An 18182-nucleotide genomic window follows, 5' to 3' on the forward strand; every position below is an offset into this window, starting at 1 on the left:
GCCGGTAATTCCGGGCTATCAGTGCCCCGGAATGGCCGGTGTTTCTTGAAGATCTTCTACCTGATGATGCTGAATCCAGCCGTTTTCATACATATAGTCAGTGGCGGGTTCTAGCGCTGTGGCTGTCATGATCAGGCCGGTGATAGACATCACTATGGTGTAAGGCAGAGCCATGACGACCATTCGCCCGTAGGATAACCGCACCAACGGCGCTAGCGCCGATGTCAGCAAGAACAGAAAGGCAGCCTGGCCGTTAGGTGTCGCCACTGATGGAATGTTGGTGCCTGTGTTGATGGCTACAGCCAGCAGATCGAACGTATCCCGGTCAATCTCGTTCTTGAGTAGCGCCTGCCCGACTTCATCTACGTACACCGTTGCCACGAAGACGTTATCAGACACCGCCGACAGGACACCATTAGCCATGTAGAAGGCGGGCCCTTGAACCTGCTTGTCCAGGGTCAGCACGTATTCAATCACCGGTGCGAATAGCTGCTGGTCGGCAATCACCGCTACCACGGCAAAGAATACCGTGAGCAGGGCGGTGAAAGGCAGGGCTTCTTCGAAGGCCGCCCCAAGGCGGTGTTCTTCGATAATCCCGGTGAAAGAGGTGGCCAGAATGATGACGGTGAGCCCGACCAGCCCCACAGATGCGGCGTGGGTCGCCAAGGCGATGACCAGCCACACTGCAGTGATGGCTTGAATAACCAGTGCCGCGCGGTTTTGCGGAGTGCGTTTGCGGTCCTGTTCCAGGGCGTACTGACGCATGATGCCGCGCACTTTTTCCGGAATATCTTCGCCATAGCCAAAGCTGCCGCTGATCTCCAGAAAAACGCATGTCAGGAGCCCCATTGCCAGCACCGGCAGGGTAATTGGAGCCATGCGCAGGAAAAACTCCCCGAACTCCCAGCCTGCTTTGTTGGCAATCAGCAGATTCTGGGGTTCACCCACCAGGGTGCAGACTCCGCCCAAAGCAGTGCCCACTGCCGCGTGCATAAGCAGGCTGCGCAGAAACGAGCGAAAACGACGCAGGTCTTCACGGTGCAGCTCTTCCACAGTTGTGTCGTCGCCGTGGTCGTGTTTTTGCTGAAAAGTCTTGCCGGAAGCCACCTTGTGGTAGATGCCATAAAAGCCGGTACACACGGCAATGACTACGGCGGTGACGGTCAGTGCGTCAAGAAAGGCTGAGAGAAGGGCGGCGGCGGCACAGAACAGCAGGCTCAGAGTGACTTTGGATTTCACCCCCAACAGGAGGCGGGTAAACATGAACAGCAGCAGATCTTTAAGGAAGTAGATGCCCGCGACCATGAAAATCAGCAGTAACATCACTTCGATATTGCCGACCACCTTGTGTAACACAGTCTCTGCGGTCGTAAGGCCGATCATCACCGCTTCAATAGCCAGTAGGCCGCCGGGCTGCAACGGATAACACTTGAGCGCCATGGCCAGGGTAAAAATGAACTCGGCAAGCAGCAGCCAGCCAGCCGTGACGGGCCCCAGTGCCAAAGCGACCAGGGGGTTGATTAGCAGGAAGGCAACGATGGTGTACTTGTACCAGGCGGGGGCCTGCCCCAAGAAGTTCTGCACAAAGGCGCGGCCTAGCGTGGCTGACATGACGGGTTCCTGCTGAACGGCGATTGGATGAGGTTTGCCCGTGCTGACCGCATAGGGGCGGATGCGGGGCGCGGCAATGATAAGGACTTGTTATGCGCCAGTACAGGGCAATCAGTGGGGCAATTTGTCTTACGTCAATGGTCTGATTGACGTAGAAGGCTGGTGCACATATAGGGTAGCTGGATGTGGTTGATAAGAGGAGTGTGGGCAGGTTAACAAATCATCAATAAATCAGTTGCTTACAAATGAAAGTTGACGCAGTCTTTGATGACGTGCAAGAGTTGATACGCCTTGTTTTACAATCCTATTATGTTGATTGCGGGCGTATCCGGGGGTTTGCGCGCCTAACGGAACGAACCCGATGATAATAACAGTTTGGTGCTTGCGGAGAGTCCATGGTTGCCATAACAAACACCACCTCCCTGACTTTTCTCAAGGAAGCGATAGATACCACCCTGACAGAAGCTGAAAACCAGCTCGAAGCGTTTTCGGATGACCGTAGCCGCCAGGATGAGTTGCAGCATTGTGCGCAAGCCTTTCAGCAGCTTCGCGGTATCTGCCAGGTGGTTGAGCTGCCTGCGGCAGCCTTAATGAGTGAAGAAATGGCGCTGGCCGCGCGGGAGTTGCAGGATAAAGTGTCTGACGCCCGCATCCAGGCGTTAAGCAATGCGATTGTCCTGCTGACACGCTATTTTGATTATGTACAGCTGAAGAACCGCACATTGCCTGCTTTGTTGATCGGTGGCATTAATGAGCTGCGCCACTCGGGCGGTAAAGGCCTGATCCAGGAAAGCCATTTCTTCAGCGCGGATCTATCCCGTCAACGGGTCCCGGAGGCCTCGCAACGGGACATGTCCGTTAGCGAGCTGTCGGCCCTGGCCCGACGCCTGCGTCATATGTATCAAGTGGGGTTGCTGGGAATTCTTCGCGGACAGAACAGTGCCACCAACCTCAAGTTGATGGCCCGGGCGCTGGTGCGCTTGGATCGTGCGGCCGGCCAATGCGGCTTGAGCCGTTTTCTGTGGGTGGCGCAGTCTGTATTGACCGCCATGTATTGCGATCAGATGGCGATCACTCCGGCCCGCAAGGCTCTGTTGTCCCAATACGATCGTCAGCTAAAAAAGCTGGTCTATGATGGCGATCAGGCGGTGACGGAAGAAGCACCGCTGCTGCTGATCAAAGAAAGCCTCTACATTGTTTCTCTATCAGCTGAAGACAGCGGTGCGATTGGTGACGTGAAGCAGGCTTTTGGTCTGAAGTCGGAAGTCAGTGATACCGTACTGCAGCGTGAGCTGGCCTTGATGACCGGTGCAAGTGGGTCAGTGATTCGCTCTGTGGCCAGTGCCATGCGAGATGAAATTGCTGATTTGAAGGAGAGCCTGGATCTGGCCTCACAAGGCGTCGCTGATACCAATTACCAATCGGTGGCCGCCAGCTTGAAGCGTCTGGGCAGCACCCTGGACATGATCAACAAGGATGATGAGTCCCGAGCGATCAAGTTACGTGCCCAGGAAGTGTCGACATGGGCTCCAGATCAAAGCGTGGAAGGGGAAGCGTTCCATGGGTTGGTCGATGACCTTTTGATTGTGGAGAACGTCGTGGCGGGGCTGGAGCGAAGCATTAGCCCGGAAGACGATGTTCATCGCACGGCCAACAACACGAATATTTCCCTGTATCAGCTGGATGACGCTCGCATGACGGTGGTTGGCGAGTGCCGTGCCGGACTGGCGTTGGCCAAACGGTCTATTTCCTCATTCATGGATAACAACTGGGATGCTATGCATCTGTCCAACTTGCCGGGTACGTTCGCCTCGATTGCGGGGGGCTTGATGTTCCTGGAACTGGACCGGGCCAAAGCGGTTACCGAGGCGTGCCATAAATACATCAGCAACCGGCTGCTTGGTGGTGACCAGGTGCCTACCCGGGAAAATATGGAAACTTTGGCCGATGCACTGACCGGGGTGGATTATTATCTGGAGAGCATGGAAGAACAAAAACCCATTGGCGATGGCGTGCTGGAGGTGGCTGAAGAAAGCATGAATGCATTAGGCTTTCCGGTGTCAAAAGTCGCTTGAGACTACGCCCATGAAAAACGTCGCATGAGACAGCCATGATTGATCTTTCCAGCCCGGAACCCCAAGACGCCGATAGCGCTCGCTGCTATGTGATCCATGAACAGGATGTGATGATCTCCACCCAGACGGACTGGCAGTTCCCGGAATTGCCGGCCAAGTGGCTGCGTCAGCACCCGGATTATCACTTTCTGGGTTTTCTTGCCGGCAAGCCCTGCTACGTCTGTGAATTGTCCCGCCATGAATTCGATGATGGCCAGTTGCAGCGTGTGCCTCTGCGCCGCCTGATCGGGGCAGCGCTTAGCGATGCCGATTTTTCCATGGCCAGTCGGGCCTTGCAGTTTCTGAGTTGGCGCCAGAACCACCGTTTTTGTAGCCGGTGCGGCACCCCAACAGAGCCGCATCCACGTGATCTTGCGATGACCTGCGCCGGCTGTGGTTATTTCCAGTATCCACGCATTACCCCGTGCATCATTACGCTGGTCACCGATGGTGAGCATGCTCTGCTGGGGCGTTCTGCCCGCTTTCCCGAAGGTTTTTACTCCTGCCTGGCCGGCTTTATGGAAGCTGGTGAAACGGCGGAGCAGGCGCTAGCCCGAGAGGTCATGGAAGAAAGTGGCATCACGGTAAAAAAATTAGAGTACCTGAAGAGTCAGTCGTGGCCGTTTCCGCATTCCCTGATGCTGGGGTTCATGGCGGAATATGCGGGCGGAGACATTCGTATCGATGACGATGAAATCGTTGATGCAGCCTGGTTTCATTATCAGGACCTCCCCATGGTGCCGCCGCCAGGCAGCATAGCCCGCTCACTAATTGACCAATGGATAGCGCGTTTCTAGAAGGATTTGAGCATGAATTATTCCTTGGCACCGCTGGTGCTTATCGCTTTCAGCCTCCTGTTTGTCTTGCTGGGTGCTTGGGTATTGTTGCGCCAGAAGTGGGTGCTGCAATGGCTGAAAGGCACCGCAGGCTTGGTGTTGGTGGTGTTGGCGATTTACATGAGCGTGTTTGCGTTGAACCTGTATGGCTACAAGGAATATGCCCAGGAAGTGTCAGTGGCCACGGTCAGTTTCCGTGAATCCGGTGATCAGTCCTTTATTGCTACGGTTACCCGCACCGACGGTAGCGCTGAGGACTTTCGACTGAAAGGGGACCAATGGCAGCTGGATGCACGCGTTATCAAATGGAAGATGCCGTTCAGCCTGCTTGGCCTTAAGCCGGGTTATCAGCTTGACCGTATTCAGGGCCGTTATTACGCCCTTGAGGATGAGCGCTCCCGTGAGCGTACCGTTTACAGCTTGCATCGTGACCCGGTTGGTCTGGATGTGTGGCTGCTGGCAAAGGAAGGCTGGAGCCTGATTATTGATGCACGCTACGGTAGCGCGGCTTATCTGCCCATGGCGGATGGTGCCTTGTTTGAAGTAAATGTAGGGCCCACCGGGCTGGTGGCACGCCCTATGAACGGCAGTGCCCAGCAAGCCATTTCTGGCTGGAACTGATTGCTCCAGCCGTGATCACCAGACTGTTGGCGTACCTTACTTTTGCGGGGCAAATCGCCTTTGCCCCGTCATTCCTCCCCCTGATTACCCCAATCGCTCCGGCTTCTGTAGAATCAGCGGGAGTTTGATTTCCCTGAATTGACTGGCGCAGCGCGCCGGATCCCCTGGAGAGTAGATAAACAGTGATCGCGTTTTTAATGGAATACGGCATGTTTCTGGCCAAAGTCGCCACCCTGGTAGTGGCGATTTTGTTTATTTTGGGTGGCATTGCCGCGGCGGCATCGCGTAACCGGGGCAAGGGTGACCAGGATGGTGAGTTGAAAGTCCGCCATTTGAATGATGAGTTTGATGACCTGAAAGAGTCTCTGGAAGCGGAAATCATTCCGGAGGCCCAGCGCAAAAAGGCCGGTAAAGCCAAGCGTAAACAGGAAAAACACGAAGCCAAGCAGAAAAAGAAGGCCGGTACGGAAGACAAGGTGCTGCCGCGTTTGTTTGTACTCGATTTCGATGGCGACGTTCAGGCCAGTGGCGTGGATTATCTGCGCCGTGAAATTACCGCGATTCTGCAAGTGGCCAGCCAGGATGATGAAGTGCTGGTTCGCCTGGAAAGCCCGGGAGGCCTTGTACACAGTTATGGTCTGGCATCGTCCCAGTTACGTCGTATCCGCAATCAGGGGATCAAGCTGACCATTGCTGTGGATCAGGTGGCTGCCAGCGGCGGTTATATGATGGCCTGCATTGCGGATCGTATCGTGGCAGCACCTTTTGCGATTATCGGCTCCATTGGTGTGGTCGCGCAGATTCCCAACTTCCATCGTTTGCTCAAGAAAAACGATATTGATGTGGAGCTGATGACCGCTGGCGAATACAAACGCACCATGACCATGCTGGGCGAAAATACCGAAAAAGGCCGGGCCAAGTTTCAAGAAGAGCTGGAAGATACCCATCAGTTGTTTAAGGGATTTGTCCGTGACAACCGCCGTGGCCTTGATCTGGACAAGGTGGCCACTGGCGAACACTGGTTCGGCACCCAGGCGAAGGAATTGGGCCTGGTTGATGAAATTATGACCAGTGATGAGTTGTTACAACTGCGCAAAGACAGCCAAACGCTCTACCAAGTACAGTGGGAAGCCAAACGTAAGCTGGGAGAGAAGCTTGGCTTTTCCCTGGAGGCGACTGTGCATAGAGTGCTGGAGAAGTTCTGGCATCGAGGTAGTCAGCGCCAAATTCACTAACCTTCTTTTTACCCAACACCGCAGAGGAGTAGTCCATGAGTTTTCAGGCATTACAAACCCGCGAGACCGATACCGGCTATAGCAATTCGTTGGTAGAGCGCGAGCTGAGCGAACTGGGCGAAGGCGGTGTATTAGTACGGGTGCAGTGGTCGTCACTGAACTACAAGGATGCGCTGTCCGCCACCGGCAACAAGGGCGTCACCCGCCAGTTTCCGCATACGCCAGGCATTGATGCCGTTGGCGTAGTGGAAGAGGCCAGCGATGGTCCTTTTAGTGTGGGCGATGCTGTGATTTGTACGGGTTATGACCTGGGTATGAATACCGATGGCGGCTACGCGGAGTATATCCGCGTGCCTGCTGAATGGCTGGTGCCGCTGCCGGATGGCCTGGCGCCTCGTGATGCCATGCTCTTAGGCACCGCTGGCTTAACGGCGGCACTGAGCGTTGAGTCGCTGCTTGATACGGGCGTTAATCCGGATCAGGGGCCGGTAGTGGTAACCGGAGCGACTGGCGGTGTGGGCAGTGTCTGCGTGGCGATTCTGGCCAAGCTGGGATTTGAAGTGGTTGCCGTCAGCGGTAAGGCAGATGCCAGTGCATGGCTAACGGATCTGGGTGCCGCGCGGATCATTGATCGCCAAGCTTTTCTGGAAAGCGCGGCCAAGCCGATGGCCAAAGAACAATGGGCCGGTGCGGTGGATTGCGTCGGTGGTGAGATGCTCGCTGCTGCCCTCAAGGGGCTCAAGTACGGTGGCAGTGCTACCTGCTGCGGGCTGGCAGGTTCGCCAAAACTGGAAATGACAGTTTTCCCGTTTATTCTGCGCGGTGTCAATCTGCTGGGTGTAGACAGTGTTGAGCTGCCCTGTGAGATCAAGCAGCAAATGTGGCAACTGTTGGCTGATGAGTGGATGCCGAAAGACCTGGCGCTTCTTGAAGCTGATGAAACAGATCTTGGCGGTGTGGTCGAGTGGGTGGATCGCATTCTTGCCGGGGGCGTTCGTGGACGGGTTGTCGTGAAACTTCCGCAATAGCCACTGGCTAGAGCAAGTTAGACAGAACGTAAAAAGCGCGGTTTATCCGCGCTTTTTTTATTTGTGCGCTTTTGTCTGCTAACGCATGCTGTGTAGCGTGGCAACATGTTAGCAGTGGCGAGTGGAAAAGACGCTTATGAACGAATCTCACTGGTTTAAAATAGCCCTGACACTGGATGGGCAGGGTAGCGCCACCGGTTTCGATGCGCAGGCGCGATTGTCCGAAACATCGCCATACTGGGTTCACCTGGACTATACGCAGCCGCAAAGCGAACAGTGGCTTGAACAGCAGTGCATTCCGCCAATGGTTATTACGGCACTCACTACCTCGGAAACGCGGCCTCGTGCCACAGAAGTTGCGGGTGGCCTGCTGGTGTATCTACGTGGGGTCAATTTGCATCCAGGCGCGCGGCCTGAAGACATGATTGCCCTGCGCTTGTGGGTCGGGCCTCAAGGTGTCATCAGCACGCAGAAGCGCACACTGAAATCGTTGACGACTGTGCTGGAAGAGCTGGATGCCGGGCAGGGCGCTACCGGGATTGCAGGCTTGGTCGCGCGGCTGGTTGACCAGTTAATCTGGCGCATGGAAGACGTGATCGAAAACCTGGAATCCGAAGTGGAAGACTGTGCAATGTCCATTGAGGAATCCCCAACCATCAGTCTAACGCCGCGGCTGAGTCAGATTCGGCGTCGCTCCATTACGCTTCGGCGTTTTTTTGCGCCGCAGCGTGAAGCGTTGACCAAACTGCAGAACGAGGCGATGTTCACTGGCGGTGATGCACTGATGATTCGTGAAGCCGGGGACCGGCTGCAGCGTTTGTTGGAAGATCTGGACGCTGCCCGTGAGCACGCGACCCTGCTGCAGGAAGAGGTGTTTTCCGTTCAGAACGAAGCGATCAACGACCGCATGTATTTGCTGGCGATGATTTCCGCGTTGTTTTTGCCCTTGGGTTTTCTTACTGGCCTGTTCGGCATCAATGTGGGGGGCTTGCCGGGAGTGGAGGACCCTGCGGGTTTCTGGTGGTTTACAGCAGGAATTGGTGTGGTCAGTGTCGGGGTGCTGGTGTGGATGCGAAAACGCCGCTGGCTTTAAAAGCCAACGGCGTTTTTGTGAAGCGCAAGCTCTGAGCCTGCTGAGGTAGGTGCTATTTATTGGCCCTGATGAAGCCTGGCCACCCAATCATTTAGCCACGGCGATAGAGCGGGCGTGGTTCATTCACGTCGCCCTGGTACGTCACGCTGAAGTCCTTCAGCCCCTCAAGGGCTTCTTCGATGCTGCGATCTTCACGCACTTCAAAGGCATTAAAGCCACAACGTGTCATATAGAAAAGTTGATCACGAAGCACATCACCGGTCGCTCGCACTTCACCTTTGAAGCCGTAGCGAGTGCGCAGCTCACGGGCGTAGGAATAGCCACGGCCGTCCTTGAAGGCCGGGAAATGGATGGCGATCAGGGGCAGGGCGCTCAAGTCGTCTTCCAGGTCTTTCGGCTCTTCTCCTGGCGCCAACCAGACAGCTACATCGCCGCGGTTTAGCAGGGCATCACGGTGCGTCTGCCAGTAGGCTAGCGGTACAATAACGTTGCCGGTGGGCAGCTCACCTTCCAGGCTTTCTTCTTCAAGGCGTTGCCATTGGTTGTCCACGATGGCGCCATCAATGATTACCTTACCCATAGATGCGCTCCTTGAACGGGGCCATGCCAATGCGTTCGTAGGTGTCGATAAACGGCTCATTTTCGAGGCGTTTTTCCACATAGAATTTGATGATTTTTTCTACCACATCGGTGATTTCATCGGACTCGAAGGACGGGCCCATTTTCTCACCCACGCGCGACAGTTTATCGCCGCGACCGCCCAGGGTGACCTGGTAGAATTCCTTGCCTTTCTTGTCCACGCCGAGGATGCCGATATGACCAATGTGGTGGTGGCCACAGGCATTCATGCAGCCGGAAATATTCAAATCCAGCGGGCCCAGATCGTGGACGTAATCCACATCGTCGAAACGACGCTGAATGGATTCGGCAATGGGGATCGACTTGGCGTTGGCCAGCGCACACAGGTCACCGCCGGGGCAGGCCACGATATCCGTGAGCAGCCCCAGGTTCGGGGTCGCAAAACCGAGGGCATCCAGGGCTTTCCAGAGATCATAAAGATCGTTGGCGGCCACGTCGGATAGCACCATGTTCTGCTGGTGGCTGTTGCGAAGCACACCAAAGCTGTATTGATCAGCGAGATCGGCCACAGCTTCCAGCTGTTCGTCACTGATATCACCAGGGACGCGACCGGTGCGCTTGAGCGTCAAGCTAACGGCACGGTAGCCCGCTTGCTTGTGCGCACGGGTGTTGGTGTGGAACCAGCGGCTAAAGGCTTTATCTTCAGCCAGCTTGGCATCCAGAGCCGAAGTATCGGTGTTCTGATAATCCGGGTCGGTGAAGCAGCCTTTGATGCGCGAGACTTCTTCCTCTGTGAGGGTCATCTCGCCGCCTTTCAGCTCGGCAAATTCCTGCTCTACCAGCTCGCGGTATTTTTCCGCGCCAAGGGCTTTCACCAAAATTTTGATGCGCGCCTTGTACTTGTTGTCGCGGTTACCGTACTTGTTGTAGACCCGCAAAATAGATTCAAGGTAGGCCAGCAGGTCTTGCCACGGTACAAACTCACCGATCACTGCACCGGTCATCGGGGTGCGACCCAGACCGCCACCGGCCCATACCTGGAAGCCGGTTTCGCCGTTGGCGCCGTGCACCAGCTGCACACCGATATCATGAACGCCGATCAAGGCCGGGTCTGCGTCAGGTACGGCGTTGACGGCAATCTTGAATTTACGCGGCAGATAGGCGAATTCCGGATTGAACGTGGACCACTGGCGAATGATTTCGCACCAGGGACGCGGGTCTTCAATCTCTTTGGGATTAACGCCCGCGAATTCGTCGGTGGTGATATTGCGGATGCAGTTACCACTGGTCTGAATGGCATGCATCTGTACGTCGGCCAGTTCCGCCAAAATATCCGGCACTTCCTCAACGGAAGGCCAGTTCAGCTGGATGTTCTGACGGGTACTGACATGGCAGAAGCCCTTGTCATAGGTCCGCACGATGTGCGCCAGACGGCGGAGTTGGCGGCTTGCCAACAGGCCATAAGGAACGGAAATGCGCAGCATGGGCGCATAACGCTGAATGTAGAGGCCGTTTTGCAGGCGAAGGACGAGGAACTCGTCTTCGCTGAGCTCATTGGCGAGAAAACGGCGGGTCTGGTCGCGATACTGCGCCACCCGCTCTTCCAGCAACCGTTGATCGTATTCCTGATAGACGTACATGGGACTGTATCACCGTCCTTAAATGCTTAAAATTCAATAGGTAAGCGCTGCTCCCGGAGGGGACAGAGCGGCACTCTAGCAAAGCGCCCTTATAGTGAAAAGAAATATCTTGGCATATCTCTATTACGAAGAGCTATTTGGCAGCCGCGTCCAGCACCAGGTTCACCGTCACTACCATGCCGATGATCAGGGCCAGTACCAGCACCACATACACGCCAATAAAGTTGCCCGCATCGCCCTTGGTGAAGTCGCGTTCCCGATTTTTGCTGCTTTGCACACCAAGCAGGCCGGCCAGAATGCTGTGAATGGTCTGCCAGAGTGTTGGCTTGCCGTTATCCGGCTCCTGGGCCTGATCTTGAGCGGGGTGTTGATCTGACATGGGTAATCCTGTGTTTTGGCTGAAGGCTAAACGTTGGATGTCCGTAGCGCGCAATGAATGCAAACCATCGCACGGCCCCGGGCGACATATTGTACCCCTGACAGCCGCCTGGCGACAGCATCCGCACAGGCTGACTTGAATTGTGGATGCGGTGTCGCCATTGCAACTGGTGAGTACCTGACTAAAATAGTCAGGAAATGAGGTTGGCTCAGATCGCCGCCTTTACCTTTTATGCGTTTTATTGCGTATGGGTTCATTCATACCGACCAGGAATCATGATGGCAGAGCAGTTGATCGACATTACCGAAACCGCCCAAGATTACTTGCGTGACTTGCTTGGCAAGCAGGATCAGGCCGAGATTGGTGTGCGTATCTTTGTCGAGCGCCCCGGTACTCCGCATGCGGAATGCTGTATGGCCTATTGCCCAGAGGGCGAACAGGAAGAAAGCGATGTTCGCTACGACTATGAAGGATTCCATGCCTGGATTGAGGGTAAGAGCGTCCGCTACCTGGAAGACGCGGTTATCGACTACAAAAAAGACAGCATGGGCGGCCAGCTAACCTTCCGTGCGCCGAAGTCTCGGGTGCCTGATATCAGTGATGACGCTTCTATCGAAGAGAAGATCAATTATGTGCTGTACGCCGAGATCAACCCGAACTTGGCGGCCCACGGGGGCAGTGTGCAGTTGCTGGAACTCACCGAGGACAATGTGGCCGTGTTGGAATTCGGTGGCGGTTGCCAAGGCTGTTCCGTGGTCGATGTGACTTTGCGTGATGGGGTAGAGAAAACCCTCCAAGAGCGCATTCCAGAACTCACGGGTGTACGGGACAAGACCGACCACTCGGTGACGGATAACGCGTACTACAGCTAACGGCTAGCAGCTATGAGCTTCTAGCATCTAGCTCCTAAAAAAAGCAAAAAACGCAGCCTTGAGCTGCGTTTTTTGCTTTTATGGATCTTGTTTTTACTCGTTGCTAGCAGCTCGCCGCTATTCTTAGCCACACTGCGGATTCCGCCCGGCAGCCTTGGCCTGGTTATACAGCGGCATGACTTCCGGTATCCGTGATTGCAGGCCATTGATACGGGTGCTGTTGGAGGGGTGGGTGGACATGAACTCCGGTGGCTCATTACCGTTGGCTGCGTTCATGTTTTGCCACAGGGAAACACTCTGGCGCGGATCAAAGCCGGCCTGTGCCATGAGTTGCAAGCCTATGATGTCGGCTTCGGCTTCATGTTTGCGGCTGAAAGGCAGTGCCAGCCCATATTCGGCGCCAACCCCAAGCGCGGCCAATACGCCTTGTTTTGTGGCGCTGTCTTCCCCGGCGAGCGCGCCAAGCACCTGCATGCCGCTCTGTGTGGCGTATTGAAGTGACATGCGCTCATTGGAGTGTTGTGCCTGCACATGGCCGATCTCATGGCCAATCACTGTGGCGAGCTGACTCTGGTTGTTGGCCACTTTCAGCAAGCCGGTATTGACTCCGATCTTGCCGCCGGGAAGCGCAAAGGCATTGGCGCTGTCGTCCTGGAAGAGATTGACCTCCCATTGTTGCGAGCCCTCCAGGGTGGAGGTGATCGCTGTGGTCACACAGCTGACATAAGCCGTTTGCTGCTGGCTGCTGCTCAGCGGTTTTTCATCTTTCATCTGGGAATAGGCGGTGACACCCATTTCATCCATCTGGTCGGCGGGCAGCAACAGAAACTGCTGGCGCCCCAGTGGGGAGGTGGCACAGGCGGCGAGACTGCCGGCAAGTACGCTAAGGGTGAGAAATTTACGCAACGTCATTGTCTTTTTTACTCCCATTCCCGCAGGAAACGTCGGGACACGAACATTAGCCAGCCAGCCCAGCCGGCACTGGAAAGGAAGATGATAAAGCCAAACACTGATATTCCCCAAGGGGCAGGGGGCACCCGGCCGCTCAACATGATGGCACCGGCCAGTAATCCACCGGTTACCAGCAGGGTTTGGACCTGCCGGTACTGGCCACGTTCAATTCTCGTAATCAGCCGCTCCAGGTGTCGGGGGTCAATCCCGGTCTCGCCAGCGGTGGCCTGGCCCGGTACCGGGGGCGGCGCATAGACCTTGTCGACCACGTCGAGCGCTCGCAGGCTCAGGCTTTTAGCCAGGCGAACCGGGGAATAGCGTGTGCGAATCATGCGTTTGAGTAACGGTTCGGCCTCGCTCATCAGGTCGAAATTAGGGTTCAGAAGCCGCCCAAAGCCTTCCAGGGTAATGATGGCCTTGATAAACAGGGCGATATCGCTGGGTAGGACCAGGTTGTGATTGCGTACCAGGGCGGTGATGTCATTGAGCAGGGCAGTGATATCCAGCTCGGAAATCGACACGCCGTGGTATTGGCTGATCACGTCTTCCACGTCGGACACCAGTTGGTCGAACTTGATGGGTTGCCCGTCGGACCACCCGGAAAGAACCCCGGCGCATTGTTCAGCCTCACGCATTACCACTGCGCGAGTAATCTGCAGGATCTGCTCACGGCGGCTGTGGCTGAGTTTGCCAACCATGCCGAAATCCAGCATGGCAATCCGGTTCCCCGACAGGATGATGAAATTACCGGGGTGCGGGTCGGCATGAAAAAAACCGTCTTCCAGTGCCATTTTCCAGGCGGCCAGTGCGCCTCGGCGTGCGATCAGCTCCCGGTCCAGGCCAGCGTCATCCAGGCGCTCCACGGCTTTTGCCGGAATTCCTTCGATGTGTTGTTGCACCTGCACGGTAGGCGATGAAAGGTCCCAGTAGACCTTGGGGATCTGTAGCCATTTGAACTGCCGCAGGTTTTTACGGATCCGGTCCGCGTTGCGCCCTTCAATGGTGAAATCCAGTTCCCGTGTGAGCGAACGCTTGAACTCGCGCACTAGCTCTACGGGCCGGTAGCGGCGCAATTCAACGGAGTTGTCGGCAGCCAGTTTTGCTAACTGATCCAGTAAGCGCAGATCGGAATCAATTTTGTCACGAATGCCGGGCTTCTGAACTTTCAGCACGACTTTCTGCCCGCGGCGGGTCAGCGCACTATGCACTTGGCCGATGGACGCCACGCCGATAGGCTCTGGATCAATGCGTGCGAATAGGGTGTCGACCGGTTTTCCCAGTGACACTTCAATATCGGCCTTGAGCAATTCGAACGGCACGGCTTGCGCCTGATCCTGCAGCTTCTCGAACTCGGCAATCCAGTCCATGGGGAACATGTCCACGCGGGTGGCCAGCACCTGACCGAGCTTGACGAAAGTCGGCCCCATTTCTTCCATGGCATGGCGCAGGCGCTCTGCCGTGCCCATGCGCAGCATATCTGGCTTCATGCTGCTGCGAACCAGTTTCCCCGCATGCTCGACCGGGGTGGAAAGCCCCAGCCTGCGAATCATGTCGGCAAACCCGTACTTGAGCAGGATTGCTGCCAGTTCATTCATGCGGAGTAGATCTTTGCCTGTGTGCAAAAGGTTCACAACATTGTCCCTGTAGGCTGGGCTGTGGAACGCGCTGTCGCAAAGTTGCAACAAGGGGTCGGTAAAACGTCTGCTTGAGCCGTTAAGTCGCCTTAACAGCATTATCGGTTTTCTGGCAAGATGCCATGGCAATCACTGCAAGGTAAAGCGCAAACATGTCTGAACACTATTTACGCGATGATCTGGTTGAAGTCCGCAACAGTGAGGTCCATGGCCGCGGCCTTTTTGCCAGCCAGGATATCGCCCGCAATACCGAACTGGGCCAGTGCAAGGTAAAACGTGCCAAGGGCAGTGGCCCTTATGTGTTGTGGCTGGATGATGAAGGTGAAGAGCGCTATCGAGTGCTGTGCGATTTACGATTCATCAACCACAACAAACGCGCCAATGTGGCCTATTACGACGATTTATCGGTGGTGGCCCTGAAGAAGATCAAGGCCGGAGATGAGTTGTTTCACGATTACGGCGAAGAGTGGACCTGAGTAGGGTTTCCTAGAATGGACAGGGGGAAGTGAATTCCTGCCACAGACCTGTCACGGGGTGGTTGAACGCGAGCCATTCGGCATGCAGCAGCAGGCGCGGGCTGAGGGCTTCGATTTCGGCGGGGGCATACATATCGCAGCCGATGATCGGATGGCCAAGCTCGCGACAATGAATGCGAAGTTGGTGGCTGCGGCCGGTGACCGGGCTGAGTTCTAGTCGGGTCCGGTTACCGGGAATGTCTCGCTCGAGCACTCGGTAGTGGGTTAGCGCATTTTTGCCAGTCTCGTGGCATACCTTCTGCAGGGGCCGGTTTGGCCAGTCCGCAATCAACGGCAGATCGATACTGCCACTGTCGTGTTCCACAAGGCCATGCACAACGGCTTGGTAACGTTTTTGAACGGTGCGCAGCTGGAATAGTCGACTCAATCGGCTTTGCGCCTGGGCAGTGAGTGCAAACACCATGATGCCCGAGGTATCCAGGTCCAGACGGTGAACCAGCCGAATGTCCGCGTACTGGGCCTGCAATCGGCGAACAGCGCAATCCTTGTTCTCCGGCGCACGACCGGGGACGCTTAACAGGTAAGCGGGCTTGTTAATCAGCAGAATATGCTCGTCCCGGTACACCGTCCCCACGCGTTCATGACACAAGGGAACGATGTAATAGGGCGCGCTTTCAGCCCCAGAGGATGTGGAAGACATCGCTGTACTGCTCGGCAAAGTGAACGGTGAGCCCCTGTTTCAAATAGTCGGGCAGTTCATCAAAATCCCGGCGGCAGGCTTCTGGAAGAATCACTTCCTTGATACCCACCCGCCGGGCTGCGATGACTTTTTCGCGAATGCCGCCAACCGCCAATACTTGCCCGGTAAGGGTCAGCTCACCCGTCATGGCAACCTTGCGGGGTACCCGCTTTTTCATCAGCAGTGAGAGCAGGGCGGTGGTCATGGTGACGCCGGCGCTGGGTCCGTCTTTGGGCGTGGCGCCTTCAGGGACATGCAAGTGCAGGAAGGCGTCGTCGAGTCTCTCCGGATCCAGAGAAAATTGCGCCAGATTGCTCGCCACATAGCTATAAGCAATCTCAGCGGACTCCTTCATCACATCACCGAGCTGCCCGGTAAGCTTGAACCCACGTTGTTTGCTGTGAACTTGATTCGCCTCGATAGACAGGGTGGCACCGCCCATAGATGTCCAGGCCAGGCCGGTAACAACCCCGACACCGCGTTGGGTCTTTTCTGTCTGGAAATACGGTTGGCCGAGGAAATCGGTCAGGTTCTTGCCAGAGATGCTGAGTTTCTTTTCGCCAGCTAACAGTTTTACCGCGGCTTTGCGGATGATCTTGTTGAGCTGTTTTTCCAGGTTGCGGACCCCAGCTTCGCGGGCATAGCCTTCTACGATCAGGCGCAGGGCGCTGTCGCTGATACGCAGTTGGCTGGGTTTGACGCCGGCACGTTCCAGCGAACGGGGCCATAGATGTTGCCGTGCAATAGCGACTTTTTCTTCGGTGATATAGCCGGAGAGGCGAATCGTTTCCATACGGTCAAGCAGGGCGCCAGGAATGCTGTCCAGCGTGTTGGCCGTACAGATGAACAGGGCGTGGCTCAGGTCTAGCCGTTCATCCAGGTAGTGATCCAGGAAATCCTGATTTTGCTCCGGGTCGAGCACTTCGAGAAGCGCGGAAGCCGGATCGCCCTGAAACGACTGCCCCAGCTTGTCGATTTCATCAAGCATGATCACCGGGTTGCTGGTGCCCGTTTCTTTCAGGGCCTGGACCAGCTTGCCGGGCATGGCACCGATATAGGTGCGCCGGTGCCCCTTGATTTCCGCCTCGTCGCGCATACCGCCCAGGCTGAACCGGTAGAACTGGCGATCCAGCGCATCGGCGATGGATTTGCCGATGCTGGTTTTGCCGACACCGGGAGGGCCCACCAGCAGAATGATGGAGCCCTTCACTTCGCCACGCAGGGCGCCCACAGCAAGAAACTCAATGATGCGATCTTTTACATCATCGAGGCCGCTGTGGTGCTCCGTGAGCACGGTTTGGGCATGATCCAGGTCCAGATTGTCGTCGCTGTATTGGCCCCAGGGGACGCTGGTTAGCCAGTCCAGATAATTACGGGTCACGCCGTATTCCGGGGAGCCGGTTTCCAGTACGGACAATTTCTGCAGCTCATCGTCAAAACGCTTTTGTACCGGTTCAGGCGGAGCGAGGGCATCCATACGTTCACGGAAGGCATCGGCTTCAGCGGTTTTATCGTCTTTGCTCAGGCCCAGTTCACGCTGGATGATTTTCAGCTGTTCGCGGAGAAAGAATTCGCGTTGGTGCTGACTGACCTTTTCGTTAACCTCGTCGGAAATTTCGCTTTGCAGCCGTGCCACTTCCAGTTCTTTCTTCACCAGCGTCAGGACTTTTTCCATGCGTGGTTTCAGCGGTACGGTTTCCAGAATGGTTTGTAATTCGACGCCGTTGGCACTGGTTAGTGCGGCGGCAAAATCGGTGAGCGGAGAGGGCTCGCTGGGTGAAAAATTCTGTAGGTAGTGGCGCAAGCCTTCGTTGTACAGCGGATTGAGCGGCAGCAATTCCTTGATGGTGTTGATGATAGCCATGCCATAAGCACGAATGGTTTCATCCGCTTCTGCCCGCGGTTCCGGGTAACTCACATCAGCCATGAACGGATGTTTGCGGCTCAGCCAGCTATTGATACGAAAACGTGCCGTGCCCTGGGCAACCAGCTGAAACTGATCATTTTCTTCATTGAGAGCATGAACTTTCACCAGACAGCCGAACTCGGGAAAATCTTCAACGGTCACCGAGTCCGGGTTCTTTTCACCCACGTACACCAAGCCCAGGGATTGGTGTGGGGTCTGGCTGACCCGCTCCAGGGTCTGTTCCCAACGTTTTTTGTCCAGCATCACTGGCTGCACCAGCCCCGGCATAAAGGGGCGATGTTTAACCGGAATCAGGTAGATGCGTTGCGGCGGTGTGTGGTCCGGTACAGCAAGGCCGCCGGCTTGCGGTTCAACATTGGCTGTATCGTGATGGGCGCTATCGTTGTCGGTCATAATCCTGTCACTTCCATGGTCCGTGGTAAGAACATGGTGGCGAGGCCGGAAAAT

16 protein-coding genes are annotated in these 18182 nt (G+C 55.8%); 8 read left to right on the forward strand and 8 right to left on the reverse strand.

Translation table 11 applies throughout. The annotated features are described in order from the left end of the window. Nucleotides 1–18 precede the first annotated feature (18 nt). Nucleotides 19–1611 (reverse strand): sodium/proton antiporter NhaB, encoded by a 1593-nt coding sequence (gene nhaB / locus ABNH18_RS05945; RefSeq protein WP_349381926.1) that lies wholly within the window; start codon nt 1609–1611, stop codon nt 19–21. 395 nt (nt 1612–2006) lie between these two features. On the opposite strand from nhaB, the gene ABNH18_RS05950 reads away from it, so the two are divergent. The 6 genes from ABNH18_RS05950 (at nt 2007) to ABNH18_RS05975 (ending at nt 8538) form a co-directional block, all read left to right on the forward strand. Then, on the forward strand, nt 2007–3686 hold the full coding sequence (locus ABNH18_RS05950; RefSeq protein WP_349381927.1) for a FimL-related protein: 1680 nt from the start codon (nt 2007–2009) through the stop codon (nt 3684–3686). Nucleotides 3687–3721: 35 nt separating this feature from the next. Next, complete coding sequence (gene nudC, locus ABNH18_RS05955) at nt 3722–4522, forward strand: NAD(+) diphosphatase (RefSeq protein ID WP_349381928.1); 801 nt, start codon at nt 3722–3724, stop codon at nt 4520–4522. 12 nt (nt 4523–4534) lie between these two features. Then, the gene (locus tag ABNH18_RS05960; RefSeq protein ID WP_349381929.1) at nt 4535–5182 is read left to right on the forward strand and encodes a hypothetical protein; all 648 of its coding nucleotides are present in this window, start codon (nt 4535–4537) and stop codon (nt 5180–5182) included. Nucleotides 5183–5364: 182 nt separating this feature from the next. After that, nucleotides 5365–6417: a protease SohB gene (gene sohB, locus ABNH18_RS05965; protein WP_349381930.1), complete on the forward strand. Its 1053-nt coding sequence runs from the start codon at nt 5365–5367 to the stop codon at nt 6415–6417. A gap of 35 nt (nt 6418–6452) precedes the next feature. Continuing rightward, nucleotides 6453–7445: a YhdH/YhfP family quinone oxidoreductase gene (locus ABNH18_RS05970; RefSeq protein ID WP_349381931.1), complete on the forward strand. Its 993-nt coding sequence runs from the start codon at nt 6453–6455 to the stop codon at nt 7443–7445. Nucleotides 7446–7581: 136 nt separating this feature from the next. Continuing rightward, a complete protein-coding gene (locus ABNH18_RS05975) occupies nt 7582–8538 on the forward strand; it encodes a zinc transporter ZntB (RefSeq protein ID WP_349381932.1) in 957 nt (318 codons plus the stop codon). A gap of 91 nt (nt 8539–8629) precedes the next feature. On the opposite strand, the gene ABNH18_RS05980 is transcribed toward ABNH18_RS05975, so the two are convergent. The 3 genes from ABNH18_RS05980 to ABNH18_RS05990 all read right to left on the reverse strand — a co-directional run bounded on the left by ABNH18_RS05980 (nt 8630) and on the right by ABNH18_RS05990 (nt 11136). Beyond that, a complete protein-coding gene (locus ABNH18_RS05980) occupies nt 8630–9118 on the reverse strand; it encodes a DUF934 domain-containing protein (protein WP_349381933.1) in 489 nt (162 codons plus the stop codon). Further along, nucleotides 9111–10757, reverse strand: coding sequence for a nitrite/sulfite reductase (locus ABNH18_RS05985; protein ID WP_349381934.1), 1647 nt, complete (start codon nt 10755–10757; stop codon nt 9111–9113). Before ABNH18_RS05985 ends, ABNH18_RS05980 begins: the two co-directional genes overlap by 8 nt. Before the next feature lie 133 nt (nt 10758–10890). Then, entirely contained in the window at nt 10891–11136 is a 246-nt protein-coding gene (locus ABNH18_RS05990) for a DUF2970 domain-containing protein (RefSeq protein ID WP_349381935.1), read from the reverse strand. Nucleotides 11137–11411: 275 nt separating this feature from the next. Here ABNH18_RS05990 and nfuA point away from each other — a divergent pair, with 275 nt between their 5' ends. Next, nucleotides 11412–12008, forward strand: coding sequence for a Fe-S biogenesis protein NfuA (gene nfuA / locus ABNH18_RS05995; protein WP_349382031.1), 597 nt, complete (start codon nt 11412–11414; stop codon nt 12006–12008). Nucleotides 12009–12131: 123 nt separating this feature from the next. On the opposite strand, the gene ABNH18_RS06000 is transcribed toward nfuA, so the two are convergent. Continuing rightward, nucleotides 12132–12920 (reverse strand): M48 family metallopeptidase, encoded by a 789-nt coding sequence (locus tag ABNH18_RS06000; RefSeq protein ID WP_349381936.1) that lies wholly within the window; start codon nt 12918–12920, stop codon nt 12132–12134. Between the two features lie 8 nt (nt 12921–12928). Then, nucleotides 12929–14554 carry an AarF/UbiB family protein gene (locus ABNH18_RS06005; protein WP_349381937.1) on the reverse strand — a complete coding sequence of 542 codons (1626 nt, stop codon included), beginning with the start codon at nt 14552–14554 and terminating at the stop codon, nt 12929–12931. Between the two features lie 191 nt (nt 14555–14745). Here ABNH18_RS06005 and ABNH18_RS06010 point away from each other — a divergent pair, with 191 nt between their 5' ends. Next, a complete protein-coding gene (locus tag ABNH18_RS06010; protein WP_349381938.1) occupies nt 14746–15069 on the forward strand; it encodes an SET domain-containing protein in 324 nt (107 codons plus the stop codon). Nucleotides 15070–15079: 10 nt separating this feature from the next. Here the strand turns inward: ABNH18_RS06010 and ABNH18_RS06015 are convergent, their stop codons facing one another. Both ABNH18_RS06015 and lon read right to left on the reverse strand, forming a co-directional pair. Further along, complete coding sequence (locus tag ABNH18_RS06015; RefSeq protein WP_349381939.1) at nt 15080–15769, reverse strand: RluA family pseudouridine synthase; 690 nt, start codon at nt 15767–15769, stop codon at nt 15080–15082. Next, the gene (lon, locus tag ABNH18_RS06020) at nt 15744–18128 is read right to left on the reverse strand and encodes an endopeptidase La (RefSeq protein ID WP_349381940.1); all 2385 of its coding nucleotides are present in this window, start codon (nt 18126–18128) and stop codon (nt 15744–15746) included. The genes ABNH18_RS06015 and lon overlap by 26 nt, the downstream gene beginning before the upstream one ends. Nucleotides 18129–18182: the final 54 nt, after the last annotated feature.

Origin of the sequence: Alcanivorax sp. (genome assembly GCF_040118815.1) — a bacterium.
Lineage (GTDB): Bacteria > Pseudomonadota > Gammaproteobacteria > Pseudomonadales > Alcanivoracaceae > Alcanivorax.

Excerpts from the sequence above, each read along its gene's own strand:
- nhaB (WP_349381926.1), bottom strand. The coding sequence starts at position 1,611 with ATGTCAGCCACGCTAGGCCGCGCCTTTGTGCAGAACTTCTTGGGGCAG.
- ABNH18_RS05950 (WP_349381927.1), top strand. The coding sequence starts at position 2,007 with ATGGTTGCCATAACAAACACCACCTCCCTGACTTTTCTCAAGGAAGCG.
- nudC (WP_349381928.1), top strand. The coding sequence starts at position 3,722 with ATGATTGATCTTTCCAGCCCGGAACCCCAAGACGCCGATAGCGCTCGC.
- ABNH18_RS05960 (WP_349381929.1), top strand. The coding sequence starts at position 4,535 with ATGAATTATTCCTTGGCACCGCTGGTGCTTATCGCTTTCAGCCTCCTG.
- ABNH18_RS05970 (WP_349381931.1), top strand. The coding sequence starts at position 6,453 with ATGAGTTTTCAGGCATTACAAACCCGCGAGACCGATACCGGCTATAGC.
- ABNH18_RS05975 (WP_349381932.1), top strand. The coding sequence starts at position 7,582 with ATGAACGAATCTCACTGGTTTAAAATAGCCCTGACACTGGATGGGCAG.
- ABNH18_RS05980 (WP_349381933.1), bottom strand. The coding sequence starts at position 9,118 with ATGGGTAAGGTAATCATTGATGGCGCCATCGTGGACAACCAATGGCAA.
- ABNH18_RS05985 (WP_349381934.1), bottom strand. The coding sequence starts at position 10,757 with ATGTACGTCTATCAGGAATACGATCAACGGTTGCTGGAAGAGCGGGTG.
- ABNH18_RS05990 (WP_349381935.1), bottom strand. The coding sequence starts at position 11,136 with ATGTCAGATCAACACCCCGCTCAAGATCAGGCCCAGGAGCCGGATAAC.
- nfuA (WP_349382031.1), top strand. The coding sequence starts at position 11,412 with ATGATGGCAGAGCAGTTGATCGACATTACCGAAACCGCCCAAGATTAC.
- ABNH18_RS06000 (WP_349381936.1), bottom strand. The coding sequence starts at position 12,920 with ATGACGTTGCGTAAATTTCTCACCCTTAGCGTACTTGCCGGCAGTCTC.
- ABNH18_RS06005 (WP_349381937.1), bottom strand. The coding sequence starts at position 14,554 with ATGAATGAACTGGCAGCAATCCTGCTCAAGTACGGGTTTGCCGACATG.
- ABNH18_RS06010 (WP_349381938.1), top strand. The coding sequence starts at position 14,746 with ATGTCTGAACACTATTTACGCGATGATCTGGTTGAAGTCCGCAACAGT.
- ABNH18_RS06015 (WP_349381939.1), bottom strand. The coding sequence starts at position 15,769 with ATGTCTTCCACATCCTCTGGGGCTGAAAGCGCGCCCTATTACATCGTT.
- lon (WP_349381940.1), bottom strand. The coding sequence starts at position 18,128 with ATGACCGACAACGATAGCGCCCATCACGATACAGCCAATGTTGAACCG.